Origin of the sequence: Amycolatopsis sp. NPDC059027, assembly GCF_042739735.1 — a bacterium.
Lineage (GTDB): Bacteria > Actinomycetota > Actinomycetes > Mycobacteriales > Pseudonocardiaceae > Amycolatopsis.
The window spans coordinates 88420-110298 of the sequence record NZ_JBHYIK010000005.1 but is presented as its reverse complement, the minus strand read 5'-3'; the positions used below and the strand labels follow the sequence as shown (position 1 = coordinate 110298).

16 protein-coding genes are annotated in these 21879 nt (G+C 69.8%); 11 read left to right on the top strand and 5 right to left on the bottom strand.

Features of this window, described 5'->3' with window-relative positions:
* Positions 1–4 precede the first annotated feature (4 nt).
* From ACFWY9_RS05270 to ACFWY9_RS05245, 6 genes are all read left to right on the top strand, one after another.
* The gene (locus tag ACFWY9_RS05270; protein WP_378325079.1) at positions 5–919 is read left to right on the top strand and encodes an ATP-binding cassette domain-containing protein; all 915 of its coding nucleotides are present in this window, start codon (positions 5–7) and stop codon (positions 917–919) included.
* A 10-nt stretch (positions 920–929) separates the two neighbouring features.
* Positions 930–1712 (top strand): ABC transporter permease, encoded by a 783-nt coding sequence (locus ACFWY9_RS05265; RefSeq protein WP_378325078.1) that lies wholly within the window; start codon positions 930–932, stop codon positions 1710–1712.
* Between the two features lie 5 nt (positions 1713–1717).
* Entirely contained in the window at positions 1718–2845 is a 1128-nt protein-coding gene (locus ACFWY9_RS05260; protein WP_378325205.1) for a DUF6895 family protein, read from the top strand.
* Positions 2846–2903: 58 nt separating this feature from the next.
* On the top strand, positions 2904–3467 hold the full coding sequence (locus ACFWY9_RS05255; RefSeq protein ID WP_378325077.1) for a PadR family transcriptional regulator: 564 nt from the start codon (positions 2904–2906) through the stop codon (positions 3465–3467).
* Between the two features lie 3 nt (positions 3468–3470).
* Positions 3471–4397 carry a TIGR01777 family oxidoreductase gene (locus ACFWY9_RS05250; protein ID WP_378325076.1) on the top strand — a complete coding sequence of 309 codons (927 nt, stop codon included), beginning with the start codon at positions 3471–3473 and terminating at the stop codon, positions 4395–4397.
* Positions 4398–4586: 189 nt separating this feature from the next.
* The gene (locus ACFWY9_RS05245) at positions 4587–4898 is read left to right on the top strand and encodes a hemerythrin domain-containing protein (protein ID WP_378325204.1); all 312 of its coding nucleotides are present in this window, start codon (positions 4587–4589) and stop codon (positions 4896–4898) included.
* A 72-nt stretch (positions 4899–4970) separates the two neighbouring features.
* Here ACFWY9_RS05245 and ACFWY9_RS05240 read toward each other — a convergent pair whose 3' ends face one another.
* The 5 genes from ACFWY9_RS05240 to ACFWY9_RS05220 are packed head-to-tail and all read right to left on the bottom strand — an operon-like array spanning position 4971 to position 14735.
* Positions 4971–5681: an ABC transporter ATP-binding protein gene (locus ACFWY9_RS05240; protein WP_378325075.1), complete on the bottom strand. Its 711-nt coding sequence runs from the start codon at positions 5679–5681 to the stop codon at positions 4971–4973.
* 1 nt (position 5682) lies between these two features.
* Positions 5683–6492 carry an ABC transporter permease subunit gene (locus ACFWY9_RS05235; protein ID WP_378338214.1) on the bottom strand — a complete coding sequence of 270 codons (810 nt, stop codon included), beginning with the start codon at positions 6490–6492 and terminating at the stop codon, positions 5683–5685.
* A gap of 55 nt (positions 6493–6547) precedes the next feature.
* Entirely contained in the window at positions 6548–12652 is a 6105-nt protein-coding gene (locus ACFWY9_RS05230; protein WP_378338213.1) for a beta-ketoacyl synthase N-terminal-like domain-containing protein, read from the bottom strand.
* A gap of 2 nt (positions 12653–12654) precedes the next feature.
* Positions 12655–13686 (bottom strand): ketoacyl-ACP synthase III family protein, encoded by a 1032-nt coding sequence (locus tag ACFWY9_RS05225; RefSeq protein ID WP_378325072.1) that lies wholly within the window; start codon positions 13684–13686, stop codon positions 12655–12657.
* A 20-nt stretch (positions 13687–13706) separates the two neighbouring features.
* Entirely contained in the window at positions 13707–14735 is a 1029-nt protein-coding gene (locus tag ACFWY9_RS05220) for a glycosyltransferase family 2 protein (protein ID WP_378325071.1), read from the bottom strand.
* A gap of 153 nt (positions 14736–14888) precedes the next feature.
* Between ACFWY9_RS05220 and ACFWY9_RS05215 the strand changes: the two genes are divergently transcribed.
* From ACFWY9_RS05215 to ACFWY9_RS05195, 5 genes are all read left to right on the top strand, one after another.
* Complete coding sequence (locus ACFWY9_RS05215; RefSeq protein ID WP_378325070.1) at positions 14889–15281, top strand: DUF2511 domain-containing protein; 393 nt, start codon at positions 14889–14891, stop codon at positions 15279–15281.
* Positions 15282–15403: 122 nt separating this feature from the next.
* On the top strand, positions 15404–16480 hold the full coding sequence (locus ACFWY9_RS05210; RefSeq protein WP_378338212.1) for a class I SAM-dependent methyltransferase: 1077 nt from the start codon (positions 15404–15406) through the stop codon (positions 16478–16480).
* Positions 16481–16857: 377 nt separating this feature from the next.
* A complete protein-coding gene (locus ACFWY9_RS05205; RefSeq protein ID WP_378338211.1) occupies positions 16858–17823 on the top strand; it encodes a sigma-70 family RNA polymerase sigma factor in 966 nt (321 codons plus the stop codon).
* 41 nt (positions 17824–17864) lie between these two features.
* Positions 17865–19286 carry a 3' terminal RNA ribose 2'-O-methyltransferase Hen1 gene (locus tag ACFWY9_RS05200; protein ID WP_378338210.1) on the top strand — a complete coding sequence of 474 codons (1422 nt, stop codon included), beginning with the start codon at positions 17865–17867 and terminating at the stop codon, positions 19284–19286.
* Positions 19283–21829 carry a polynucleotide kinase-phosphatase gene (locus ACFWY9_RS05195; protein WP_378338209.1) on the top strand — a complete coding sequence of 849 codons (2547 nt, stop codon included), beginning with the start codon at positions 19283–19285 and terminating at the stop codon, positions 21827–21829. Before ACFWY9_RS05200 ends, ACFWY9_RS05195 begins: the two co-directional genes overlap by 4 nt.
* Positions 21830–21879: the final 50 nt, after the last annotated feature.

Genomic DNA, 21879 nt, shown 5'->3' with positions numbered 1-21879 from the left:
CACCGTGCCGGCCGACCTGCTCGCCTTCGACCTCTCCGACATCGTGGTGCGTTACGGCTCGACACTCGCGGTCGACCACGTGTCGGTCAATTCCGTGCCCGGCAGGCTCACCGCGCTGCTCGGGCCGAACGGCGCCGGAAAGTCCAGTCTGCTCAAGGCGTTGTCCACCGCGGAGCGGCCGGAGTCGGGGCGCATCGGCATCTTCGGCCACGACGTCCGCGCCGAGCCGAAGCTCGCGCGACGGCGGCTCGGGCTGGTGTTCCAGGAACGCACGCTGGACAAGGAACTCTCGGTCGAGCGGAACCTGTGGTTCCACGCACGGCTGTTCGGAATGCGCCGCGCCGACGCGGCAACGCAGATCGACCGCCTGCTGAACATGTTCGGGCTGACCGAGCACCGCGGCAAGGCCGTCGAGAAACTCTCCGGCGGGCTGGCACGGCGCGTCGAACTGGTGCGGGCGTTGCTGCACCGGCCCGGCCTGCTCATCCTCGACGAACCGACCACCGGCCTCGACCCGCATTCGCGCCGCGTGGTGTGGGACGACCTGCTGCGGATGCGGGACGAACTCGGTGTCACCACGCTGTATTCCACGCATTACATGGAAGAGGCCGAGCACGCCGACACGATCGTGATCATGTCGGGCGGGCGCGTCGGCCGCCGTGGTTCGCCGGAAGAACTCAAAGACGAACTCGACGCGTCCCGCGTGCTGTTGAGCACCTATGACGACGTGGCCGCGGCGGCGCGTCTTCGGGCAGCCGGATTCGACGTCGTGACCGGCTTCGGCGAACTCGCCGTGCGCTGCGGCGATCCGGACCGGCGGATCGCCGAGATCGTGGGGGCTGTCGGCGTTCCCGTGCTGAGTGTCTCCGCGCATCGGCCCTCGATGGACGACGTCTACCTCGCGGCGACCGCGGGCTAGGAGGCTCACCGTGACGACTTTCGCCCCCGGTCAGGACCGGATGATCGGCAGCCTGCGTGCGGTGCTGGTGATCGCCGCGCGCGATCTGCAGCGTCAGGTGCGCCGCCCCGGGCTGCTCGTCAGCAACGCCGCCCAGGTGCTGTTCTTCGTGGTGATCTACGCCGTCGGATTCGACACGATGGTCGGGACGGTCGACGGCGTGCCGTTCAGCGCGTACGTGCTGCCCGGGATCATTTCGATCCAGGTGGCCACGGTCGGGATCACCACCGGGCTTTCGTACGCGTGGGACCGGGAGTACGGCGTGCTGCGGGAAATGCTGGTCGCGCCGGTGCCCCGGATGTGCCTTCCGGCGGGGAAAGTCGTCGGCACGACCGCGATCGTTTCGGTGCAGAGCCTGGTGTTGCTGGTGTGCGCGCCCGTGTTCGGGCTGAGGCCGCCGGCCGGGACGATCGCGCTCGCGGCGTCGGTCTACGTGCTCGGCGCGGTCGTGTTCAGCCTGCTCGGCCTGTTCCTCGCCACGGTGCTGCGGCGCGTGCAGACCTTGCAGGCAAGCGTGCAGCTGGCGATGTTCCCGATGTTGTTCCTGTCCGGTTCGGTGTTCCGGCCGGGCGGGGTGCCGGGCTGGCTCGCCGCGCTGATCCACGTGAACCCGTTGACCTACCTGGTCGATCTCGCCCGCCAGGTGCTCATCGGCCCCGCCGCCGCGGTCGCCCCGATCGGCCTCGACCTCGCCGTGCTGGCGGGCCTCGTGTGCGGGTTCGCCGGGTGCATCCGCGCCAAGATCGGCCGGTGAGCGCGATGCCGCTGCTCGACGACGCCGTCGGCTGGCTCACCGATCGGCTGCGATGGTTCGATCCAGCCGAATGGGACCGCTTCCTGCCGCCGCGGCCGTTCCCCGGCGGGACGGCGCTGGAGCTGCTGGTGCTGTGCCGGGTGCTGCGCCGCGGCCGGTTCAGGGACCACCCGCTGCCGGACAAGGCACTCGACCTCGCTTCGTCCATTGTGGAGTCGCGGTCGTTCCTCTCCGGTTTGTGCCGCGCCGACCAGGCTTTTCCTTATCACGCCTATCTGGTCGCGCTGCTGGAAGACGCCGGACGCCCGGCCCCCTTGGCTCGCGAGCGAATCCTGGACGTCCTCGCCGCCGAGTCGGGGGATCACGAAGGCGCTTGGCGTCCGGTGCAGCATCGATGTGAACTCCGGTACGTTCTGGAACTCGGCGGTTTCCCCACCCGGATTCCGGACCTCGTCGGACAGTCCATTGTGGCCGGTTCGCCGGATCCACTGTTCCTGCGGGACGACGAGGCCTACGCGCTCACCCACGTCGTCTTCTACGCCACCGACTTCGGCACCCGCCCGATGCCGGGGATTCGGGGGCTCACCGACCTGCTGCGGGTGCTGGCCGGTTCCTACCTGGCGGCGGGGAATCTCGACCTGGCAGGGGAACTCCTGCTGTGTCTCACGACGCTGGGCGCTTCTTGTCCCGTGACCACACACGGATTCCGGGTACTGTCCGACACCCAGCGCCCGGACGGTGCCGTGCCCGGCCCGCTGCACGATCCGGCACGCTGGTCGGCTCTGCGGGGCGACGCGGCGGAGGCCTACCTGTTCGGGACCTGCCACCACACGACGATGGTCGCCGCCATGGCCGCCGCGGAACGCGAACGCGTCGGTGGAACCTCTTCCGCGTCGCCTGAACCGCTGGGCCTATTGCACCCTTCGCGTCCGCCGCTTCCTGATGTGGTGCCGGATTCTCCTTGGTGGGGAACGGTGTTGTCGTCGCTGGCGGTGCATGCGGTGCGCACCTACGACCTGGACACCTTACGCACGGTGTTGCGTCATGCCGAGGCTCTCGACCTGGCCGACGAGCCCGTCCTGCGCCGAGCCGCCGCCTACCTGCGCCTCGCGTCGAAGCCTCCTCGGCGGTAGCACGGCCCGCCCCGGCAGGCCACTTGCTCAAGTTTGAGTAATCACGTATGAATAAGTGGTGAGCTCAGCAAGACTCTTCGTGCTTGGCGAACTGGCGCGTCGTGGCCCCATGCACGGACACCAGATCCGCCGCGCGGCACAGCTGGACCATGTCGACCGGTGGACGAACATCAAGCCGGGATCGCTGTACGGCGCGTTGCAACGAATGGAGACCGAAGGCCTCGTCCGCCGGGTCCGTACCGAACAGGCAGGGGGCAGGCCACCCCGCACGGTTTACGAGATCACCGAGGAAGGCCGCCACGAGTTGGTGGTTCAGCGCGCCTCGGCTCTGCGTGACGCGAAGCTGAGTCCCGACCCGATCGACCTGGCACTCGGCCACGTCACCGGCATGACCGAAGAAGCGGTCCGGTCGGCCATCGAGGATCGCCGAGCGTCGCTCACCCATCAGCATCAGGAGATGTCCCACCTCCGCGAGGAGGCCGGCCCGTACCTCAGCGCGATGGAGAAGATGATCTTCGAGCACACGATGCGCAGGCTGCGCCTCGAAATCGACTGGCACAACGAACTTCTCGACCAGCTTCCCACGCTGATGGCCGCCCCTCCCCTCGAGACCGAGGAGTGAACGTTGACCGGACAAGTCATCATGACCGGCGCGACCGGACTGGTCGGCAAAGCCGTCGCCGCGGCGTTGATCGCCCGTCGGTACGAGGTCGTGGTACTGGCGAGAGACCCCGGACGTGCCCGGGTCCTCGTGCCGGACGCCGCCCGGTACCTCACCTATCGCCAGGGAGAGAACGGCGACTGGGAGGCCGCGGTCACCGGCGCCGACCACGTAGTGAACTTGGCGGGCGCTCCGCTGTTCAAGCCCTTCACGGGCCCGAGATACCTGCGGAAAGCCACCGGGCAACGTATCGCGGGTGCCCGGCACCTCGTCGCCGCGATGGACCACGCATCGCCCGGCCCCCGGACTCTGATCAACGCGTCCTCGGTCGGTGTCTACGGATTCGGCTCCCCCACGGACGAACTGGTCGACGAGTACACCGCGTCCCTGCCAGGGGAGTACGCGCGGGGATCACGCGAGTGGGAGGCCGCCGCGATCGCGGGGCCGGCGGCGCGGACCGTGCTCCTGCGCCTCGGATTCGTGCTGACCGCGAAGGGCGGCGGTCTGGCGTGGCAGCTCGACAACGCTCGCAAGGGCAAGGTCTCGTACTTCGCGCCGGGCTCGCAGTGGCTGCCCTGGATCCACCTCGACGACGTCGTCGCGTTCATCCTGCGGGCGATGGCCGAAGACGGCTGGCACGGGGCCTACAACCTGGTCGCGCCCGAACAGGTCCGGAGCCGGGAGTTCGCCGAAACGCTGGCGCGGGTGGCCTCGGCCGATCGACCGCGCAAGTCGCCGGCACTGCTCGCCCGGCTCTTCGTCGGAGCGGGCGCCGCCATCGTGCTCGGCGGCCGCCGTGTCGCACCGGCCCGCCTGCTCGAATCGGGCTTCGAGTTCCAGTACCCCCACCTCGAAGGTGCCCTCCGGGAATGTGCCGGAGCAACGGCATGAGCAGACGCCGGATCATTGCTTGGAAACTCGAGCTTCAGACGATCCACCACCGCCTCGAGCGCGAACTCAAACGTGCGCGCAACGCCACGAAGACGGCTTCGCTCTCCGCCGACCTTCTCACGCACTGTCACAGATTCTGCTCCGCGCTGACCGACCACCACGTGCGCGAGGACAAGGGCCTTCGTACGCCTGCTCGCCGAGCATCCCGATCTGCAGCCCACGATCGAGCAGCTCAAAGCCGACCATGTCGTGCTCGCCGGCCTGATCACCGAATTCGAACAGGCCCTCGGTGCCTGGTCGTCGAGCGGCGAGACGCCGAAAGACGACGTCCGTGCACACCTCGACCACCTGCACCGGCGCATGAGCGAGCACTTCGGCCGGGAAGAAGCCACGCTCAACGCCGCGCTCGACAAGCTCGTGACCACCCGCGACGAAGCCCGCGAACTGGCGGGAGACGGACGTCCGGCCAAACCGCGCATGTCTCCTGAGCCGGGGCAATGACCAGCACGGCAAAAGGGAGCCGCTGTGGGTGATCGCTGGGGGCCGATCACCCACAGCGGCGGGTGAGGGGAGTCAGCGGACGCCGGAGCCGCAGGTTTCCAGGATCCGGAAGAATCCGGCCTCCAGGTCGCCGTTCACGGCCAGCCCCCGCAGCTCCCCCTGGTATCGCGTCCGGCCGGCGACCAGCACCCCGATCCGGTCGCAGACCTGCGCGATCTCCGGCAGCTGATGGCTGGAGATCAGCACCGTGGTGCCGCCGTCGGCCAGTGCCCGGATGATGCCGCGCATCTCCCGGATGCCCACCGGGTCGAGGCCGTTGGTCGGCTCGTCGAGCAGGATCAGCCGCGGCCGGGCGAGCAACGCGATCGCGATGCCGAGCCGCCAGCGCATCCCGAGCGAGTACGCGCGGACCTTGCGCTCCCGGACGTCGCCCATCTTGACGACGTCGAGCACGTGGGAGATCCAGCTCTCCGGCACGCCACGCAGCCGCGCGTGGATCCGCAGGTGCGCGACGGCGTCCAGCTGCGGCCACAGCCCCGGCGTCTCGATCAGCGCGCCGACATCGGCGAGCAACGCCCGATCGTACGGTTTCCCGAAGAGCCGGATTTCCCCGCTGGTGGGGCGTTGCAGGCCGAGCACGGTCTTCATCAGCGTCGACTTCCCGGCGCCGTTGGGGCCGAGCAGGCCGTACACCTCGCCCGCCCGCACCTCCAGCTCGGCGCCGTCGAGCGCGCGGTGAGCGCCGTAATGCTTGTGGAGCGCGGAAACCTCGAGGGCGTGCACGTCAGATCTCCTTCCGTCGCATGTGGACACTGCCTGCCGCGAGCAGCACGGCGAGCAAGACCGCCGAGAGGGCGACGGCGGGCAGGATGACGCCGTGGTCGCGCAGCGGGCTGTCCGCCCGCAGCGGGACACCGTTGGGCCCGATCCCGGCCAGCGGAAGGATGACCCGCATCGGCCAGGCGAACGGGATCGCGTACCACCAGTCCTTGTCGGAGACCAGCATTCCGCTCAGCATCCCGGCGACGCCGACCGCGATCGTCGGCCCGAGCCCCCACATGACCGCGACCACCAGCGCCAGCGCTGTCGTGGCCAGCCCGGCGAGCCAGGGCAGGAAACACGCGGCGACGATCGTGCCGAAGCTGGCGCCGAGCTGCCCGTTGAGCGCGGCGCCGCCGGACAGCAGCACCGCGAGGATCACCGTGGACACGCCGGTGAGCACGGCCAGCGCGGCGAACTTGCCGAGCAGGTAACGCGGGCGCGGCACGGCGTAGGACAGCAACAGCCGCCAGGCGTCCTGATCCGCGCGGACCGACAGCGCCGAGAGCAGCGCCGCGGTCATCGGGATGAGGACGCCCCAGCCTTCGAGCGAGACGTCCCGGAACACCTGCCAGGTCTTGCCGGAACGCGCTTCGGGCGAGAACAACGACGTGACGTACAGCGGGACGGTGATGACGACGGGCGCCAGCAGCACGTACCAGCCGACGAAACCCCGGCGCATCCTGATCAGTTCGGTGCCGGTGACGGTCCACAGGGACGGCCGGTCCCGCCGGGCGCCTGCCTCGGCCGCCCTGGCCGGTGCGGTGGTAGCCACAATTCACTCCTCAGCGTCGGACTACCGGGTACGTAGCGGCCGGCGCCGGAGCGGTTCACGCCCCGTCCGGGTGACTTTCGCGGAGTTTTTCGCGCAGCCCGTTCGCCAGCTCGACGACGCTCTCGCCGCTGAGCATCCGGGTGATCGGCAGCAACACACCGAGGCCCTGCTTGACCTTGCCCCGCACCTGCCCGGCCATCAGCGAGTCGAAACCCTGCCGGTTCAGCGGCTGTCCGAGGTCGAGCCGGTCGACCGGCAGACCCATCACCCCGGCGATCTCGGCGGCGAGATACGCCGTCAGATCACTGACCGGAGCAGCGGGCTCAGGCTCAGCGATCGGGGCGGGCTCGGGAACCGGCTCGGACGTAACCGAACCGACGAGTTCCCGCAGCAGCGGATCACTCGCCGCCTCGGGATAGGCGGCGGCCCAGCGCGGCCAGTCCGCGGCGAGCACCGCGGCCTGCGTGACGTCGCGGTCGAGCAGCTCACCCAGCACGGCCATCCCGGTCTCCGGCCCGAAGCTGGCGAACCCCTTCGGCGTGAGTCCGCGCGCGTGCTCACGCTCGTATCGCGCGACCATGCCGGTCCCCGACCAGAATCCCCAGTTCACACTCGTCGCGGGTAATCCGGCCAGCCGCCGGTGCGCGGCGAGCCCGTCGAGGAAGGCGTTGGCCGCCGCGTAGGCACCCAGCCGCGGTGAGCCGAGGATCGACGAGCCGGACGAGAACAGCACGAAGAAGTCCAGCGACCTGCCGAGCAGCACCCGGTGCAGTGCCCAGCCGCCCGCGACCTTGGGCCGCAGTACGTCCGCGAACTTCGCCGGAGTCACCTCGTCGAGCGCGGCGTAGTCGACCGCCCCGGCCGCGTGCACGACCCCACGAGGCACCGGCAGCCCGGCCTCCTCCCGGCGACGCAGCACGGCACGTAACGCGGCCTCGTCGGCGACGTCGGCCTGCTCGTGGACGATGCGGGGATCGCCGGTGTCCGCGACCGCCGAACGCCCCAGCGAAAGGACATGTGTGGCTCCGTTGTCCAGCAGCCATTCGCAGACGACACGGCCGAGGCCGCCCTGCCCGCCCGTGACGATGTACGTCGCGTCCGGCCGGATCTCCGTCTGTCCGGTTTGGACACCGGTGAAATCGAGGACGAGCTTGCCGGTGTGCCGTGCCGACGCCATCCGCCGGAACGCCGCGGCCGCGTCGGTCGCCGGGTAGGTCTCGTGCGGCAGCGGGTCGAGCAGTCCGGCATCGACAAGACCGAGGACGTGCTCGAGCGCGGCCGCCGCCTCCTCCGGCCGCTCACGCAGGAGATCCGTGACGTCGAAGGCCGAGTACGTCAGGTTCTTGCCGAACGGGCCGAGCCCGACCGGCGTGTTCCCGATGACGTCCCGTTTACTGATGTCGACATAACGACCATAGGGCGCCAGTGCGCGGAGATTCGCCTCGATCGCGGGCCCGGTCAGCGTGTTGAGTACGACGTCGACGCCGCGCCCGCGCGTCGCCGCCAGCACGTCGTCGGCGAAATCGACCGACCGGGAATCGCTCACGTGCCGGACGCCGAGTGTGCGCAGCAACGCGCGCTTCCCCGTGCTCCCCGCCGTCGCGAAGACCTCGGCGCCTTTCCACTGCGCGTAACGAACAGCCGCTATCCCGACACCGCCGGTCGCCGAGTGGACCAGCACCCGCTCACCTTCCCGCAAACGGCCCAGAACCTGAAGGCCGTAGTACGCCGTCAGATAGGCGATCGGCAGCGTCGCGGCCTCCGCCTCGGTAAGCCGCGCGGGCATCGGGAGCACGAGACGCGCGTCGGCGAGGACGTGCGTCCCCATCGCCGAACCCGTCGCCGCCACGACACTGTCCCCTATGGACAGTCCAGCCACACCGGGACCGATCTCGGCGACGGTCCCGGCGCATTCCCAGCCGAGCTCGATTTCGGCGCCCTGCCCCGGGTAAGTGCCGGTCGCCATCAGAACGTCCCGGTAGTTCACACCGGTGTGGCCGACCCGGATCAGCACCTCACCGTGGCCGGGATCGACGGCGAAAGCGGGCCGTGGCGCGAGTTCGTCGAGCAGACCGGGCGCGGAGGGCCGGATCTCGGACGGGCCCGAGACCGCTTCCGGGACACCACGGACCAGCCGGGCGACGTACCGGCCGTCGGCACGGAGCGCGATCTGGTTCTCGCCGTCGTCGGCCGCCCGGATCTCACGCGTCAGATCGACCGGCGCGTCCTCGGGCAGATCGACGAGCACCCGGCGGTCGCGCTGCTCCCGCGCCAGCGTCCGGCCGAGGCCCCACAACGCGGTCTGCTCCTGCCGCACCACCCGATCACCGCCGATCCGGTGCGCGCCCCGGGTGACCAGCCACAGCCCGGCGTGTCCGTCGAGCGACCTGGCGAGGTGCGGCACCCTCCGGCAGGCCGCGACGTCGTCGGGGCCGGACGCGTCCAGGCTCCACAGGTACACGACACCCCGGCAAGTGACACCAGGGTTCTCACCCCGGACGGAGCGGAAGACCGCCTGGTAGTCCGCTTCGGCGTCCGGGTCGATCCGGTAGCGGCCGGGCGCTTCGACGCGGAATTCCTCGCCCGGGAGAACGATCGCGACGCGGGACCCCAGCCGCGCGGCCAGGTCGGCGCCCACACCGGCACCGTCGGCGAACACGACCCAGTAGCCGGACGACTCCACCGGTTCCGGCGCGGGCACCCGTCGCCAGCACACCTCGTGGAACAGGTCCGCGGGCTCGGCTTCCGGCACGGGGTCGAGGTATTGCAGGCGCAGGCCGGTGAACTCGGCGAGGACCTTTCCGTCCTCGTCGGTCACCGTGACGTCGCCGGTGAACGAATCGTCTCGCTCGTCGCGGGTCCGGATCGCGTGCGACCACACCGTTCCGCGCGGCCGCTCGTGAACGCGGAGCGCGTCGATGCCGCCGAGGACGAACGTGGCGCCGTGCCCGGCGTGTTCGGCAGCGTCCACAGTGGCCGCGAGCACCTGACCGCAGGCGTCCAGGACCGCCGGATGGAAGACGTGCGTGCCGATGGTGTCCACAATGGAGGAAGGAATTTCGATCTTCGCCACGGCTTCGTCATCACGACGCCACAGATCGGCGATCCCCCGGAACGAGCCGAGCCATTGGTTGCCGGACGCGGTGAACCGTTCGTAGAACTGCTCGCCGCTCAAATGTTCCGTGGCTCCGCCGTGGAGTTCGGCGGGCGCCATCCGCGGGCGCGACGCCGGGACAGTATGTACCGAGCCGGACGCGCAGGTGTCCCAAGTGGACTCGCCAGAGCGGGACGACACGATGAACCGGCCGTCGGCGACCTCCAGCCCCAGCTGCGGTTCCGCGTCGAGGTAGATCGCACGGTGGTAAGTGATGTCGCACAGCTCGACCGGTCCCTTGGCCGCCGCGAGCACGAGTTCCGCGTACGCCGTCCCTGGCAGCACCACGGTGTCCTGCACCTGGTGTCCGGTGAGGTAGGCGTTGACGGACAGGTCGATCCTGCCCTCCCACCGGCCGTCGGCCGTCTTGGTGAAGCCTCGCAGCAGCGGATGCGCCACGGGCGCGGATTCCTCGATGTACCAATGCCGTTCCCGCTGCCAGGGGTAGCCGGGCAGCCGAACCGTGCGGCCGGGGCACACCGCTGCCCAGTCCACTCGCCCACCCGCGCGGTGCACCGCACCGAGGGAGTCCAGCAGCGTCGCGAGTTCCGGCTCGTCACGGCGCGTCGACGCCACGACGGCACCCGATCCGACAGCGTCGAGCGTTTCCCGCACCGCGGACACCAGCAACGGATGCGGGCTCATCTCGACGAAGATCGTCGGAGCTTCCTCGGCGAGCGCACGTGTCACGGCACCGAATCGCACCGGTTCACGCAGGTTGCGCGCCCAGTAGTCCGCCGTCAGCTCGGTTCCGCCGAGGTCGGTACCATCCACAGTGGACACCATGCGCACATCGCCCGGAGCCGGTTCCATTCCGGTGATCGCGGTGAGCAGTTCCGGACGCAGTGCGTCCATCTGCGGGCTGTGCGACGCGACGTCGACCTTGATCTTGCGGTGGAAGATCTCGCGTTCGTCGAGCCGGGCGAGGACCTCGTCGAGCGTCACCGGGTCGCCGGCCAGCACTGTCGAGCTTTCGCTGTTGCTCACGGCCACCGACACCCGATCCGAGCACGGCGCGATCTCCGCCTCGGCCTGTTCCACGGTCAGCTCCACCGAGGCCATCGCACCCTTGCCCGCGACTCCGGCGAGCACTGCGCTGCGGCGGCAGATCACGGCGGCGCCGTCGGCGAGGGACAACGATCCCGCAACACATGCCGCCGCGACCTCGCCCATGCTGTGTCCCACCACGGCGTCCGGCAGCACGCCCCAGAAACGCCACTGTGCGGCCAAAGCGACCTCGACGGCCCACAACGTCGGCTGCACGTAAGCGATCCCGGTGAGCCCGCCGTCGGTCAGCAGCTCGATCGGCGACCATCCGGCTTCGGCCCGCACGGCCGCGTCGCATTCGGCGAGCGCGGCGGCGAAGGCGGGAGCCGAGCGCAGCAGCTCACGCGCCATTCCGGACCACTGGGAACCCTGACCGGGGAAGACGAACACGATCCTCGGTGTCCCCGTCGCTTCGCCGATCCCGGCGCCACGAGCCGGACGACCGTCCACAAAGGCACGTAGTTTTTCGGCCATCTCGCCGCGGGAAGCGCCGACAACGGTCATGCGGTGTTCGTGGTGATCACGACACGCACCCGCGGTGAAGCAAATGTCCGCAAGTGCCGCGCCACTGCCGGTTTCGAGGTAGTCCACAGAGGACATGGCGAGGTCGAGCAGCGCCGGACGACTGCGTGCGGAGAGGGCGAGCAGCCGCGACGCCCTCGGCTCGGTCTCGGGCGGAACGGGGTCCGGAACGTGTTCGGCGACCACGCAATGCGCACTCGTGCCGGAGATCCCGATAGACGTGACCCCGGCGATCGCCCGGCCGGAACTCGGCCACGGACGGGCCTCGCGCACGATCTCGACCGGCAGCGTCGACCAGTCGACGGCCGGAGTCAGCGCACCGGCGTGCAGGCTTGCCGGGATCCGCCGATGCCGGAGGCAGAGCACCGCCTTGACCAGCCCGGCGATCCCCGCCGCCGACTCGGCGTGCCCGATGTTGGTCTTGACCGAGCCCACCGGCAATCGCCGCGAGTCACCGAAAACCCTTGCCATGGCACGGAGTTCGACCGGGTCTCCGACCGGTGTCCCGGTACCGTGCGCCTCGACGTAGCCGACCTCCGCGGGATCGACACCGGCGTCCGCGTAGGCCGCCCGCAGCGTCTCGACCTGCCCCTCCTCGGCGGGCGTCATCATCGAACCGCCGCTCTCGCCATCGTTGCGGACCGCGGAGCCGAGCACCAGGGCGTGCACGGGGTCGCCGTCGGCGAGGGCGCGGGAAAGCGGTTTCAGCACCACCACGCCGACGCCTTCGCTGCGGACGAACCCGTCCGCAGCGGCAGCGCCGAACTTGCACCGGCCATCCGGGGACAGCATGTTCGCCTGGGAGAACGTGATGCCCTCGTCAGCGCTGAGGATGACGTTCACCCCGGCCGCGAGCGCGACCTCCGACTCACCGGAACGCAGGCTCTGGCACGCCAGATGTACCGCGACCAGACCCGACGAACACGCCGTGTCGACCGAAACGCTCGGCCCGCGCAGATCGAAGGCGTGCGACAGCCGCCCCGACTGACTGCTGCGCGCGGTGCCGAGATTGGCGTAGATGTCGAGGATTCCGCGCCTGCTCAGGTGTTCCCAGTAGTTCGTGGTCAGCTGGCCGACGAACACCCCGGCGCGGCCGCCCGCGAGCCGCTCGGCGGTGAGTCCCGCGTCGTGCAGCGCGTCGGCGGCGGTCTCCAGCAGCAACCGCTGTTGCGGGTCCAGGTGCGCGGCCTCACGGGGTGAGATCCCGAAGTACGCGGCGTCGAACCGATCGATGTCGTCGAGGAAACCACCGTACCGCGACACGGTTTTGCCGGGCGTCGCCGGTTGCGGGTCGTATACCGCGCCGACGTCGAACCGGCTGGCGGGGATCTCCTCGATGGCGTCCACTTCGGACTCCAGCAGCCGCCAAAGGCCGTCAAGGCCCTGTGCTCCGGGGAAACGGCAGCCGATGCCGATGATCGCGATCGGGTCACGCATGGTCACTCCCTTCCGGCCCAGGCCGGTCGGTCGGTGATGGTCAGCACCGCCGCCGACACGGAATACCCCGGCGCGCCCCCGGCGAGCAGGACATGGTCGCCCGGCGCGAGTTCACCGGTTTCCAGCAGGTGATTCAACGCGACGACGTGATCGCTCGCGCCGAGATGGCCGACGGTCCTGCCGAACTCCCAGGCCGACCGCGACATCGGCAGCCCGAGCGGCCGCATGATCCACTGGTCGACCATGTACCCGGCGCAGTGCGTGAACAACACCCGCGCGAGCTGCGACGGCGCGATCCCGGCCTCGTTCAGCGACCGGTGCACGACTTCCAGCTGCCATTTGACCGCGTGGTCGTTCGCGCCGGGCACCGTCTGTCCGGAGTGGACGAACCACAGCGCCCGCGCGGTCATGTCGATGGGCCGGTCGGCCTCGGGACTGTACAAGGGTTCCTGACCGCGGTGCAGCCCTTCCAGCTCCGGCACGGTCGCGGAGTTCACCGAACGGACGGCGGCGAATCCGCTGGTGCTGTTCAGCAGCAACGAACTGGCGGCGTCGCCGACGACGAACCCTGGCCCGCCGCCGCGCCAGCGATCGAACACCGGCGAGGTGAAGTTGTCCGCGGCGGTGAGCAGCGCGGTGCCCGGCGCGAGCGCGAACTGCCCGGCGGCGATCTCCAGCGCCCGCATCATGCCGTTGCAGCCCTGGCGGATCTCGAACGCGGGCGGATAGCCGCAGCCCAGTTCGCGCACCAGGTAACCGGTCGCGGCCCACATCTCCGGGCCCTGCCGGAAAACGCTGCTGTGGACGAGCAGATCGACGTCGCCCGCGTGGATACCGGCACGCGTCAACGCCTGTTCCGCCGCCGAAACGGCCATGTCGACCGGTGCCGCGTCACCCGCGACCAGTGCGCCGTCGAGACCGCTGTCGATCAGGTCGTCCTGCTCGTACTGGCCGAGCGCGACGGCGTCGGCCCCGGACATCCGCCGGGGCAGCCACACCCCTGCCGACGCGAGATACACGTTGTCGATCCGCATTGTTCCCCTCCGAAACCGGGTCAGCCGTGAAGCAGCGCACGCAAGTGCGCCCGTTGCCCGGGATAGCGCGTGAACATGACGTCACCGATGTCGCGCACGTGGTCGGCGGACATGCACCACAGCGGCAGGAAGATCGCGACGCTGTCGCCGACCGGCGCGTACACCAGCTGTTCGAGCAGGCTCGGCTTGTCCGCGCCGAGGAACTCGTCGTGCAGGTGGGCGCCGATCCGCTCGACCGTGGTCCCGGGCGGTGCGTGGTAGCGGCCGGTGCCCGCCAGTTCCGCGTACCAGCGGCAGAGTTCGCCGATGAACCGCTCCCGCAGTGCGAACCGCTGCTCGTCGATCGCGGCCATCGCGACCCGCGCGGTCTCCTCGTCGTCGGCGCGTCCGAGTACGACGGCGTGCTGGGCGCGCAGCTCGTTGCGACGGGTGCCCGCCCCGAGCACCTGGACCGACGTGCGTTCTTCGGCGAGGGTGAAGTCGTGGCCCGCGCGGGTCAGGCGGAACCACAGGTCCCAGTCCTCGAACCCCGCCCGCGTGGTGGACCAGCCACCCGCCTCGGCGAGCAACGGCCGCGCGTGCCCGACGCGGGAGGGTTCGAACATGACGTTGACGGTCTGGATCTCCGGATGCCAGATCAGGTCGGTGAGCCCGGTGCGCTCGCGTTCGACGCCGTCCTCGTCGACGCGGACGCAGCCGGTGGCCACCAGCTCGGCACCGGATTCGAGGCGGCCTAGCAGCACTTCGAGGTGTTCGGGCAACCAGACGTCGTCGTGGTCGAGATAGCAGACGTACGGCGCCTTCGCCGCCGCTACGCCGACGTTGCGCGGCCCGCCGGGGTGGCCGTAGGGCTCGACGCGGATCAGCCGGATCCTCGGGTCGGAGTAGGAGCGGACGACGTCGTCGGTGTCGTCGGTGGATCCGTCGGACACGACGATGAGGGACCAGTCCTCGACGGTCTGGGCCAGCACGCTGTCGATGGTCGGCCGGATCGCGTCCGAACGGTTGAACGCGGTGCAGACGACGTCGATCCTCGGCGCAAACGCCATGAATTCCCCCGGTGTCTCCTCGAGCGAAAGGCTCCACCAGGGAATGTAACCGCGCCGGGACTGCCAATCCTGCCGTCTTGGCGCCGCGGTGAACCGCTCGGCGGCAGCACGCTACGTACCTGCCACGACGACCGTCCGTCCTTAGGGAGAACCATGAACGCGCAGCTCCTCCGCTGGATCGCCGGCACCGTCGCGGCACTCGGCCTCGTGCTGACGGCCGCTTGTGGCGGCTCCGGCGCGAACAATCCGCCGAACAGCGCACCCGTGCCGTTGCCGAAGCCGACCTCGAACCGCCAGGAGGTGTCACGGCAGAACCTCGCGTACATGTGGCCGCTCACCGTCGACCACGGCACGATGGAATGCCGTCCCGGGCCGCAGGCGGTGTTCGTCGCGCCGGACGGAAAGGCGTACGCACTCAACGACAAGGCGGCCGAAGCGGGGATCGCGAGCATCGAGCCGCTGCGTGCCACCGGGGCGGACAACGACAAGATCAGCCTCGGCTCGCTGATCGGCAAGACGCTCGGCCTGTGCAAGGCGGGAGAGTGACGGCGACAGCGGAACTGTCACGGAAGATGTGAGCGCACTGCCAAACGGATGACACCGTCTTGTTCCCGGGCCACGTTTCTCGCGATCATCGAAGAATGACACGGGTGGCTGGGGAAACTCGCGTGGCAATCACACGGCTCGTTTCGGCGGCGGGTGGTCCGCTGGAGGGGGTGATCGCGACCATCGACGACCTGGGCGCGCCAGTGGTCGCGGACATCGTGCTCGGCGAGCTGCGGCACCGGGCCGATATCGGTGCGGACACCGAAGCGGAGGTGCGGTTCGTGCTGCGGCACGGCGGGGACGCCGTCTCGGTGCACCTGCCCGGCGAGCCATCGGGGGCGGCGCCGGACGCCGTCGTCGAACAGTCGCTGGCCGAGGTCGTGCAAGGGTTGTTCGGGCCACGCGGTCCGCGTCCGGCAGCGACCCGGGTCCTGCGCTGGCGGGACCTGGACTCGCGGGAGTTCATCGCCGACCCGCCGCCAACGTTCGCCGTGGTGCGCCGCCTGCTCGACGCCATCGACCGGCCGTACGCGACGGGGCTGTCCGAGCTGTGCGTGCGCTATGGCTCCGACAAATGGGGCATCCACCAGTATCCCCGGCATTACGAACGCCATTTCGACGCGATCCGGGATCGCCCGCTGACGATCCTCGAGATCGGTGTCGGCGGCTACGCGGACCCCGGCCAGGGCGGTGCTTCTTTGCACGTGTGGAAACGATACTTCCCGCGGGCGTCGGTCTTCGGGCTGGACATCACCGACAAGTCCGCCCTGTCCGAACAACGCCTCACCGTGCTCGCCGGCGACCAGTCATCACCCGCCGACCTCTCGGACGTCGTCGCGGAGACCGGGCCGCCGGACATCGTCATCGACGACGGCAGCCACGTGAGCGCGCATCTGCTGGCCTCCTTCGAGGCGCTCTTCCCCGTACTGCGCGACGGCGGCCTCTACGTACTGGAAGATCTGCAGACCTCGTACTGGCCGAACTTCGGCGGCCGGGCCGACGTGTTCGACGACCCGGTGACGAGCGTCGGTTTCCTCAAACAGCTCGTGGACGGGCTGAACCACGAGGACATCGACGGACGGCGGCCGCGCGCGACGGACGCCACGATCGGTGGGCTGCACTTCTACCACAACCTGTGTTTCGTCGAGAAGGCCACGAATCTGGACGGCGCTCCGCCGTCCTGGATCCCACGCTCCTGAACTCCGCTTCCCGCTATGTCCTTTGTGGATTGTTGCGTCACGGGGCCGCACGCGGCGGCAACGCGCGACGCGAACGCTCCGTTCGGGACACTCACCGTCCTCAACGACGCGTTCGGGACGCGGGAGCGGCAACCTTCCCTGCCACCACCTGGGTATCCCCCACCCTCCCTGGGGGACGACCCCGCAACCATCCTACCGCCGAGGCACGACAGAACCCCGTCCACGATCGAAAACCCCACCGGTTGTCCACACCGCCGAACCCCCTGTGGACACCTTCGAAAACCCCAGGTCGGAGCCCACTTCCGGACAAAGCGATTCCTTCACTCCGCCAACCCGGTCTATACAGGGAGAGCAGGCACACGAACCAGGGAGTCGCGATGGCACAGCGCGTCGAAACCGCGCCGGACCACGAGGATTTCGCCCGGCACACCGAGCAGTTCCGGCGCGAGCTGCTGGCGCACTGCTACCGCGTCCTCGGCACACTGGACGAGGCCGAGGATCTCGTCCAGGAGACCTACCTCCGCGCCTGGCGCGCCTACGACCGCTTCGAAGGCCGCTCGTCGATCCGCACCTGGCTGTACCGCATCGCGACCAACGCCTGCCTCACCGCACTGGAGCACCGCGGCCGCCGTCCCCTTCCCTCCGGCCTCGGCGCCCCCGCGACCGACCCGGACACGGAGCCGGAACTCGCTCCCGGCATCGTCTGGTTGCAGCCGATCCCGGCCGACCCCGCCACCGTCGTCGCGGAGCGCGACACTCTGCGGCTCGCGCTCGTCGCCAGCCTGCAGCATCTTCCCGCTCGCCAGCGTGTAGTGCTGATCCTGCGCGACGTCCTCGCCTGGCCCGCCGCGGACGTCGCCGAGTTGCTCGGCACGAGCACGGCGGCGGTCAAGAGCACGCTCCAGCGCGCACGCGCCCGGATGGACGAGGTCGCGCCTGCCGCCGACCAGGTCACCGAACCCACCGAACCGCAGAGCCGCGCGTTGCTGGAGCAGTACATTTCCGCCTTCGAGAACGCCGACCCCACCGCGCTGGAACGAATCCTGCGCGAGGACGCCGTCCTCGAGGTGACCCCGTCGCGCACGTGGTTCTCCGGACGCGCCACCTGCCTGCCCTATCTCACCCGGTACGCCCTCGGCGCGCCCGGCGACTGGCGGATGCTCCCGGTCAGCGCCAACGGCCAGCCCGCCGCCGTGGCCTATCGGCTCGGCGAAGACGGAGCGCACCACGTGTACGGCGTGGCCGTGCTCACCACCAGCCCGACCGGCCTCGCCCGCATCACGGTCTTCGGCGATCCCGGCCTCGCCGCCCGGTTCGGCTGCCCTGACACTTTGCCGCGATAACCGTTCGTGACCACCACCGCTTGTCGGGAATACTGACCGGCGTGCTGCTGACCATCACGACCACCCACCACCCGGCGAGCGACCTCGGCCATTTGCTGCACAAGCATCCCGATCGCACGCAGCGGTTCGAGCTGGCCGCCGGAGTGGCCCACGTCGTGTACCCGGAGGTCTCGGACGAGCGTTGCACCGCGGCGCTGGTACTCGAGGTCGACCCGGTGGAACTGGTCCGTTCGGCGCGCAGTTCGCCGGGCGAGGGCTTCTCGCTGGGCCAGTACGTCAACGACCGGCCGTACGCCGCGTCTTCGCTGCTCGCGGTCGCACTGGGCAAGGTGTTCGGCTCGGCGATGAGGGGCCGCTGCGCGGCGCGGCCGGAACTCGCGGAAACGGGGATCCCGCTGGAACTCCACGTTCCCGTGCTGCCCTGCCGCGGTGGTCCGGAGTTCGCCGGACGGCTCTTCGGCCCGCTCGGCTGGACGGTGTCCGCGACGCCGATCGCCCTCGATCCGGCATTCCCCGAATGGGGCGAAAGCCGGTATGTGGATTTGCGCCTGACCGGCACGCTCCGGCTGGCCGACGCGCTGACCCAGCTGTACGTGCTGTTGCCGGTGCTGGACGACGCCAAGCACTACTGGGTCGCGGCCGACGAGGTGGACAAGCTGATCCGCGCCGGAGGCGAATGGCTGGCCGCACACCCGGAGCGGGAGCTGATCACCGCGCGCTATCTCGCCCACCAGCGCCGCTTCGCCACCGAGGCGCTCGCTCGACTGTCCGAATTGGACGATCGCCCGGCCGAAGCGGACGAGACGCCCGAGGTGTCGAACACCCATGACACGGCGGACGAACGGCTGCCCTCCCTCGCCGAACAACGACGCGCCGCGATCCTCGCCGAGCTTCGCACCGCCCACGCGGCCCGTGTCGTCGATCTCGGCTGCGGTGAAGGAAATCTCCTGCGCACGCTGCTGTCCCAACGGGAGTTCACCGAGGTCGTCGGGGTCGACGTCGCGGCGGGAGCGCTGAACACCGCCGAAGCCCGGCTCCGGCTGGAAAACCTGCCGGAACGCCAGCGAGCGCGGATCAAGCTGTTCCAGGGATCGGTCACCTACGCCGACGACCGGCTCATCGGCTACGACGCGATCGTACTGTCCGAAGTGGTCGAACACCTCGACCTGCCACGCCTGCCCGCGCTCGCCGCCGCGGTGTTCGGGGTCGCCCGTCCGTCCACTGTGGTCATGACGACACCGAACGCCGAGTACAACACCCGCTGGGGATCCCTGCCCGCCGGCACGAAACGGCATCCGGATCACCGGTTCGAATGGACTCGCGCCGAGTTCGCCGCCTGGGCGGACGAGGTGAGCACCACCTACGGCTACGAAAACCGGATGCTGCCGGTCGGACCGGAAGACCCCGAACGGGGCGCGCCGACACAGCTCGCCGTGTTCACGAAGAACGAAGGAACGTCATGACAAAGCTCGCCATCCCCGAACTGAGCCTGGTAGCGCTCGTCGGCGCCTCGGGATCGGGCAAGTCCACCTTCGCTCGTACCCACTTCGCGCCGACCCAGGTCCTTTCCTCCGACATGTTCCGCGGCCTGGTCGCCGACGACGAGAACGACCAGTCCGCGACACCGGACGCCTTCGACGCGCTCTACTACGTGGCGGGCAAGCGACTGCGCGCCGGACGGCTCACCGTCGTCGACGCCACGCATCTGCACCGCGAGGACAGGGCGAAGCTCGTCGCGGCGGCCCGCGCGCAGGACGTGCTGCCGGTCGCGATCGTGTTCGACCTGCCGGAATCGGTGGCGCGGCGGCGGAACGCCGAGCACCGCGACCTGCCCGGCCATGTGCTCCGGCGGCAGCACGAGGCACTGCGCCGCTCGGTGCGCCAGCTGACCAAGGAAGGCTTCCGCAAGGTCCACGTTCTGTCCACTGTGGAGGAAGTGGTCGCCGCCGAAATCGAGTACGAGAAGGCCTACAACGACAAGCGCGAGCTGACCGGGCCCTTCGACGTCATCGGCGACGTCCACGGCTGCCGGTCGGAACTCGAAACACTTCTCGCACGGCTCGGGTACATCGTCACCCGTGACGAAGCCGGACGTCCCACCGGCGCACGGCATCCCGAAGGCCGGACGGCCGTGTTCGTGGGCGATCTGGTCGACCGGGGCCCCGACACACCGGGCGTACTCCGACTGGTCATGGGCATGGTCGCGGCGGGCACCGCACTGTGTGTCACCGGAAATCACGAGCACAAGCTGGTCCGCGCCCTCGACGGCCGCAAGATGACCGTCTCCCACGGACTTTCCGAATCGCTCGCCCAGCTCGCCGCCGAACCGGCGGAGTTCCGTGCGGCGGCACGGGAGTTCATGTACGGGCTCGTCAGCCACTACCGGCTCGACGGCGGAGCACTGGTCGTCGCACACGCGGGGTTGAAGGAGGAATACCACGGCCGGGCCTCCGGCCGGGTGCGCTCGTTCTGCCTCTACGGCGAAACGACCGGGGAGACCGACGAGTACGGCTTGCCGGTGCGCCACCCGTGGGCGAACGAATACCGCGGCGCCGCGTCTGTCGTTTATGGACACACGCCGGTCACCGAAGCACTGTGGCACAACAACACCCTCTGCCTCGACACCGGCTGTGTGTTCGGCGGCGCGCTGACGGCGTTGCGCTGGCCGGAACAGGAAATCGTGGCCGTTCCCGCGGAAGCGGTCCACTACGAACCCGTGCGGCCGCTGCGCGCGCCGGAACCCGAGCGGCAGCCCGATCTGCTGCGCATCGACGACGTCCTCGGCACGCGGGTCGTCGAGACCCGGCACCTCGGCCGTGTCAAGATCCGGGAGGAGAACGCCGCGGGCGCGCTCGAGGTGATGAGCCGGTTCGCCGTCGACCCGCATTGGCTGCTGTATCTGCCGCCGACCATGGCACCGTGCCCGACGTCCCCGGTGGACGATCTGCTCGAACACCCCGCGCAGGCCTTCGACGCCTACCGGGGCGAGGTCCGCGAGGTGATGTGCGAGGAGAAGCACATGGGCTCCCGCGCGGTCGTGTTGCTCTGCCGCGATGCCGAAGCCGGCAGGCGACGGTTCGGCGCCACCGACGGCGCCGCGGGCGTGATCCACACGCGTACCGGCCGTCCGTTCTTCACGGGTGACGATCGGGAGCTCGGTGTCCAACTGCTCGACAGGCTTCGCGACGCCGTCGGCACGGCGGGCCTGTGGGACGAACTGGAGACCGACTGGTTGCTGCTGGACGCCGAGCTGCTGCCATGGTCGGCCAAGGCGGGCGACCTCCTGCGACGGCAGTACGCCCCCGTCGGCACCGCCGCCAGGACCGTCCTGCCCGCCGCGATCTCCTTGCTGGAGCGAGCCGCGTCCCGCGGCCAGGACATCGACGAGCTGGTGGCGCGCCAGCGTGCCCGGCTCGCCAACGCCGAAGCGTTCACCAGGGCCTACGGCCGTTATTGCTGGCCGGTCCGCGAACTGTCCGATCTCGCGCTCGCACCGTTCACGATCCTGGCCGGCGAAGGTGCCTCCTACGCCGGTCTCGACCGCGCCTGGCATTTCGAGCGGATCGACCGGTTGGTGGCGGCCGATCCCGGCCTCCTGCGCACAACCCGGCGTCTGGTGGTCGACGTCGGCGATCCGGCATCGGTGGCGGCAGGCACGAAGTGGTGGACGGAGCTGACCTCGGAAGACGCGGGCGGCGAGGGCATGGTCGTCAAGCCACTCGCCGGGCTGGTGCGCGGCAAGCGCGGGCTCGCGCAGCCGGGCATCAAATGCCGGGGCCGTGAATACCTGCGGATCATCTACGGGCCCGACTACAGCGAACCGGGGAACCTCGCGCGGCTGCGGGAACGCAAGCTCAACCGCAAGCGGTCCCTCGCGCTCCGGGAATACAGCCTCGGGCTCGAGTCGCTGGCCAGGGTCGCCGGCGGGGAACCCCTGTGGCGCGTGCACGAGGCGGTGTTCGGTGTGCTGGCACTGGAATCCGAGCCCGTCGACCCTCGTCTGTAACACCGTCTCGCGAATACCCCGCCCGGCGGGATTCACTCGGGTCCCCCGGC

Bases quoted from the DNA above. Each gene is read 5' to 3' on its own strand.
- ACFWY9_RS05225 (WP_378325072.1), bottom strand. From the start codon at position 13,686: ATGCGGATCGACAACGTGTATCTCGCGTCGGCAGGGGTGTGGCTGCCC.
- ACFWY9_RS05230 (WP_378338213.1), bottom strand. From the start codon at position 12,652: ATGCGTGACCCGATCGCGATCATCGGCATCGGCTGCCGTTTCCCCGGA.
- ACFWY9_RS05195 (WP_378338209.1), top strand. From the start codon at position 19,283: ATGACAAAGCTCGCCATCCCCGAACTGAGCCTGGTAGCGCTCGTCGGC.
- ACFWY9_RS05215 (WP_378325070.1), top strand. From the start codon at position 14,889: ATGAACGCGCAGCTCCTCCGCTGGATCGCCGGCACCGTCGCGGCACTC.
- ACFWY9_RS05205 (WP_378338211.1), top strand. From the start codon at position 16,858: ATGGCACAGCGCGTCGAAACCGCGCCGGACCACGAGGATTTCGCCCGG.
- ACFWY9_RS05260 (WP_378325205.1), top strand. From the start codon at position 1,718: ATGCCGCTGCTCGACGACGCCGTCGGCTGGCTCACCGATCGGCTGCGA.
- ACFWY9_RS05220 (WP_378325071.1), bottom strand. From the start codon at position 14,735: ATGGCGTTTGCGCCGAGGATCGACGTCGTCTGCACCGCGTTCAACCGT.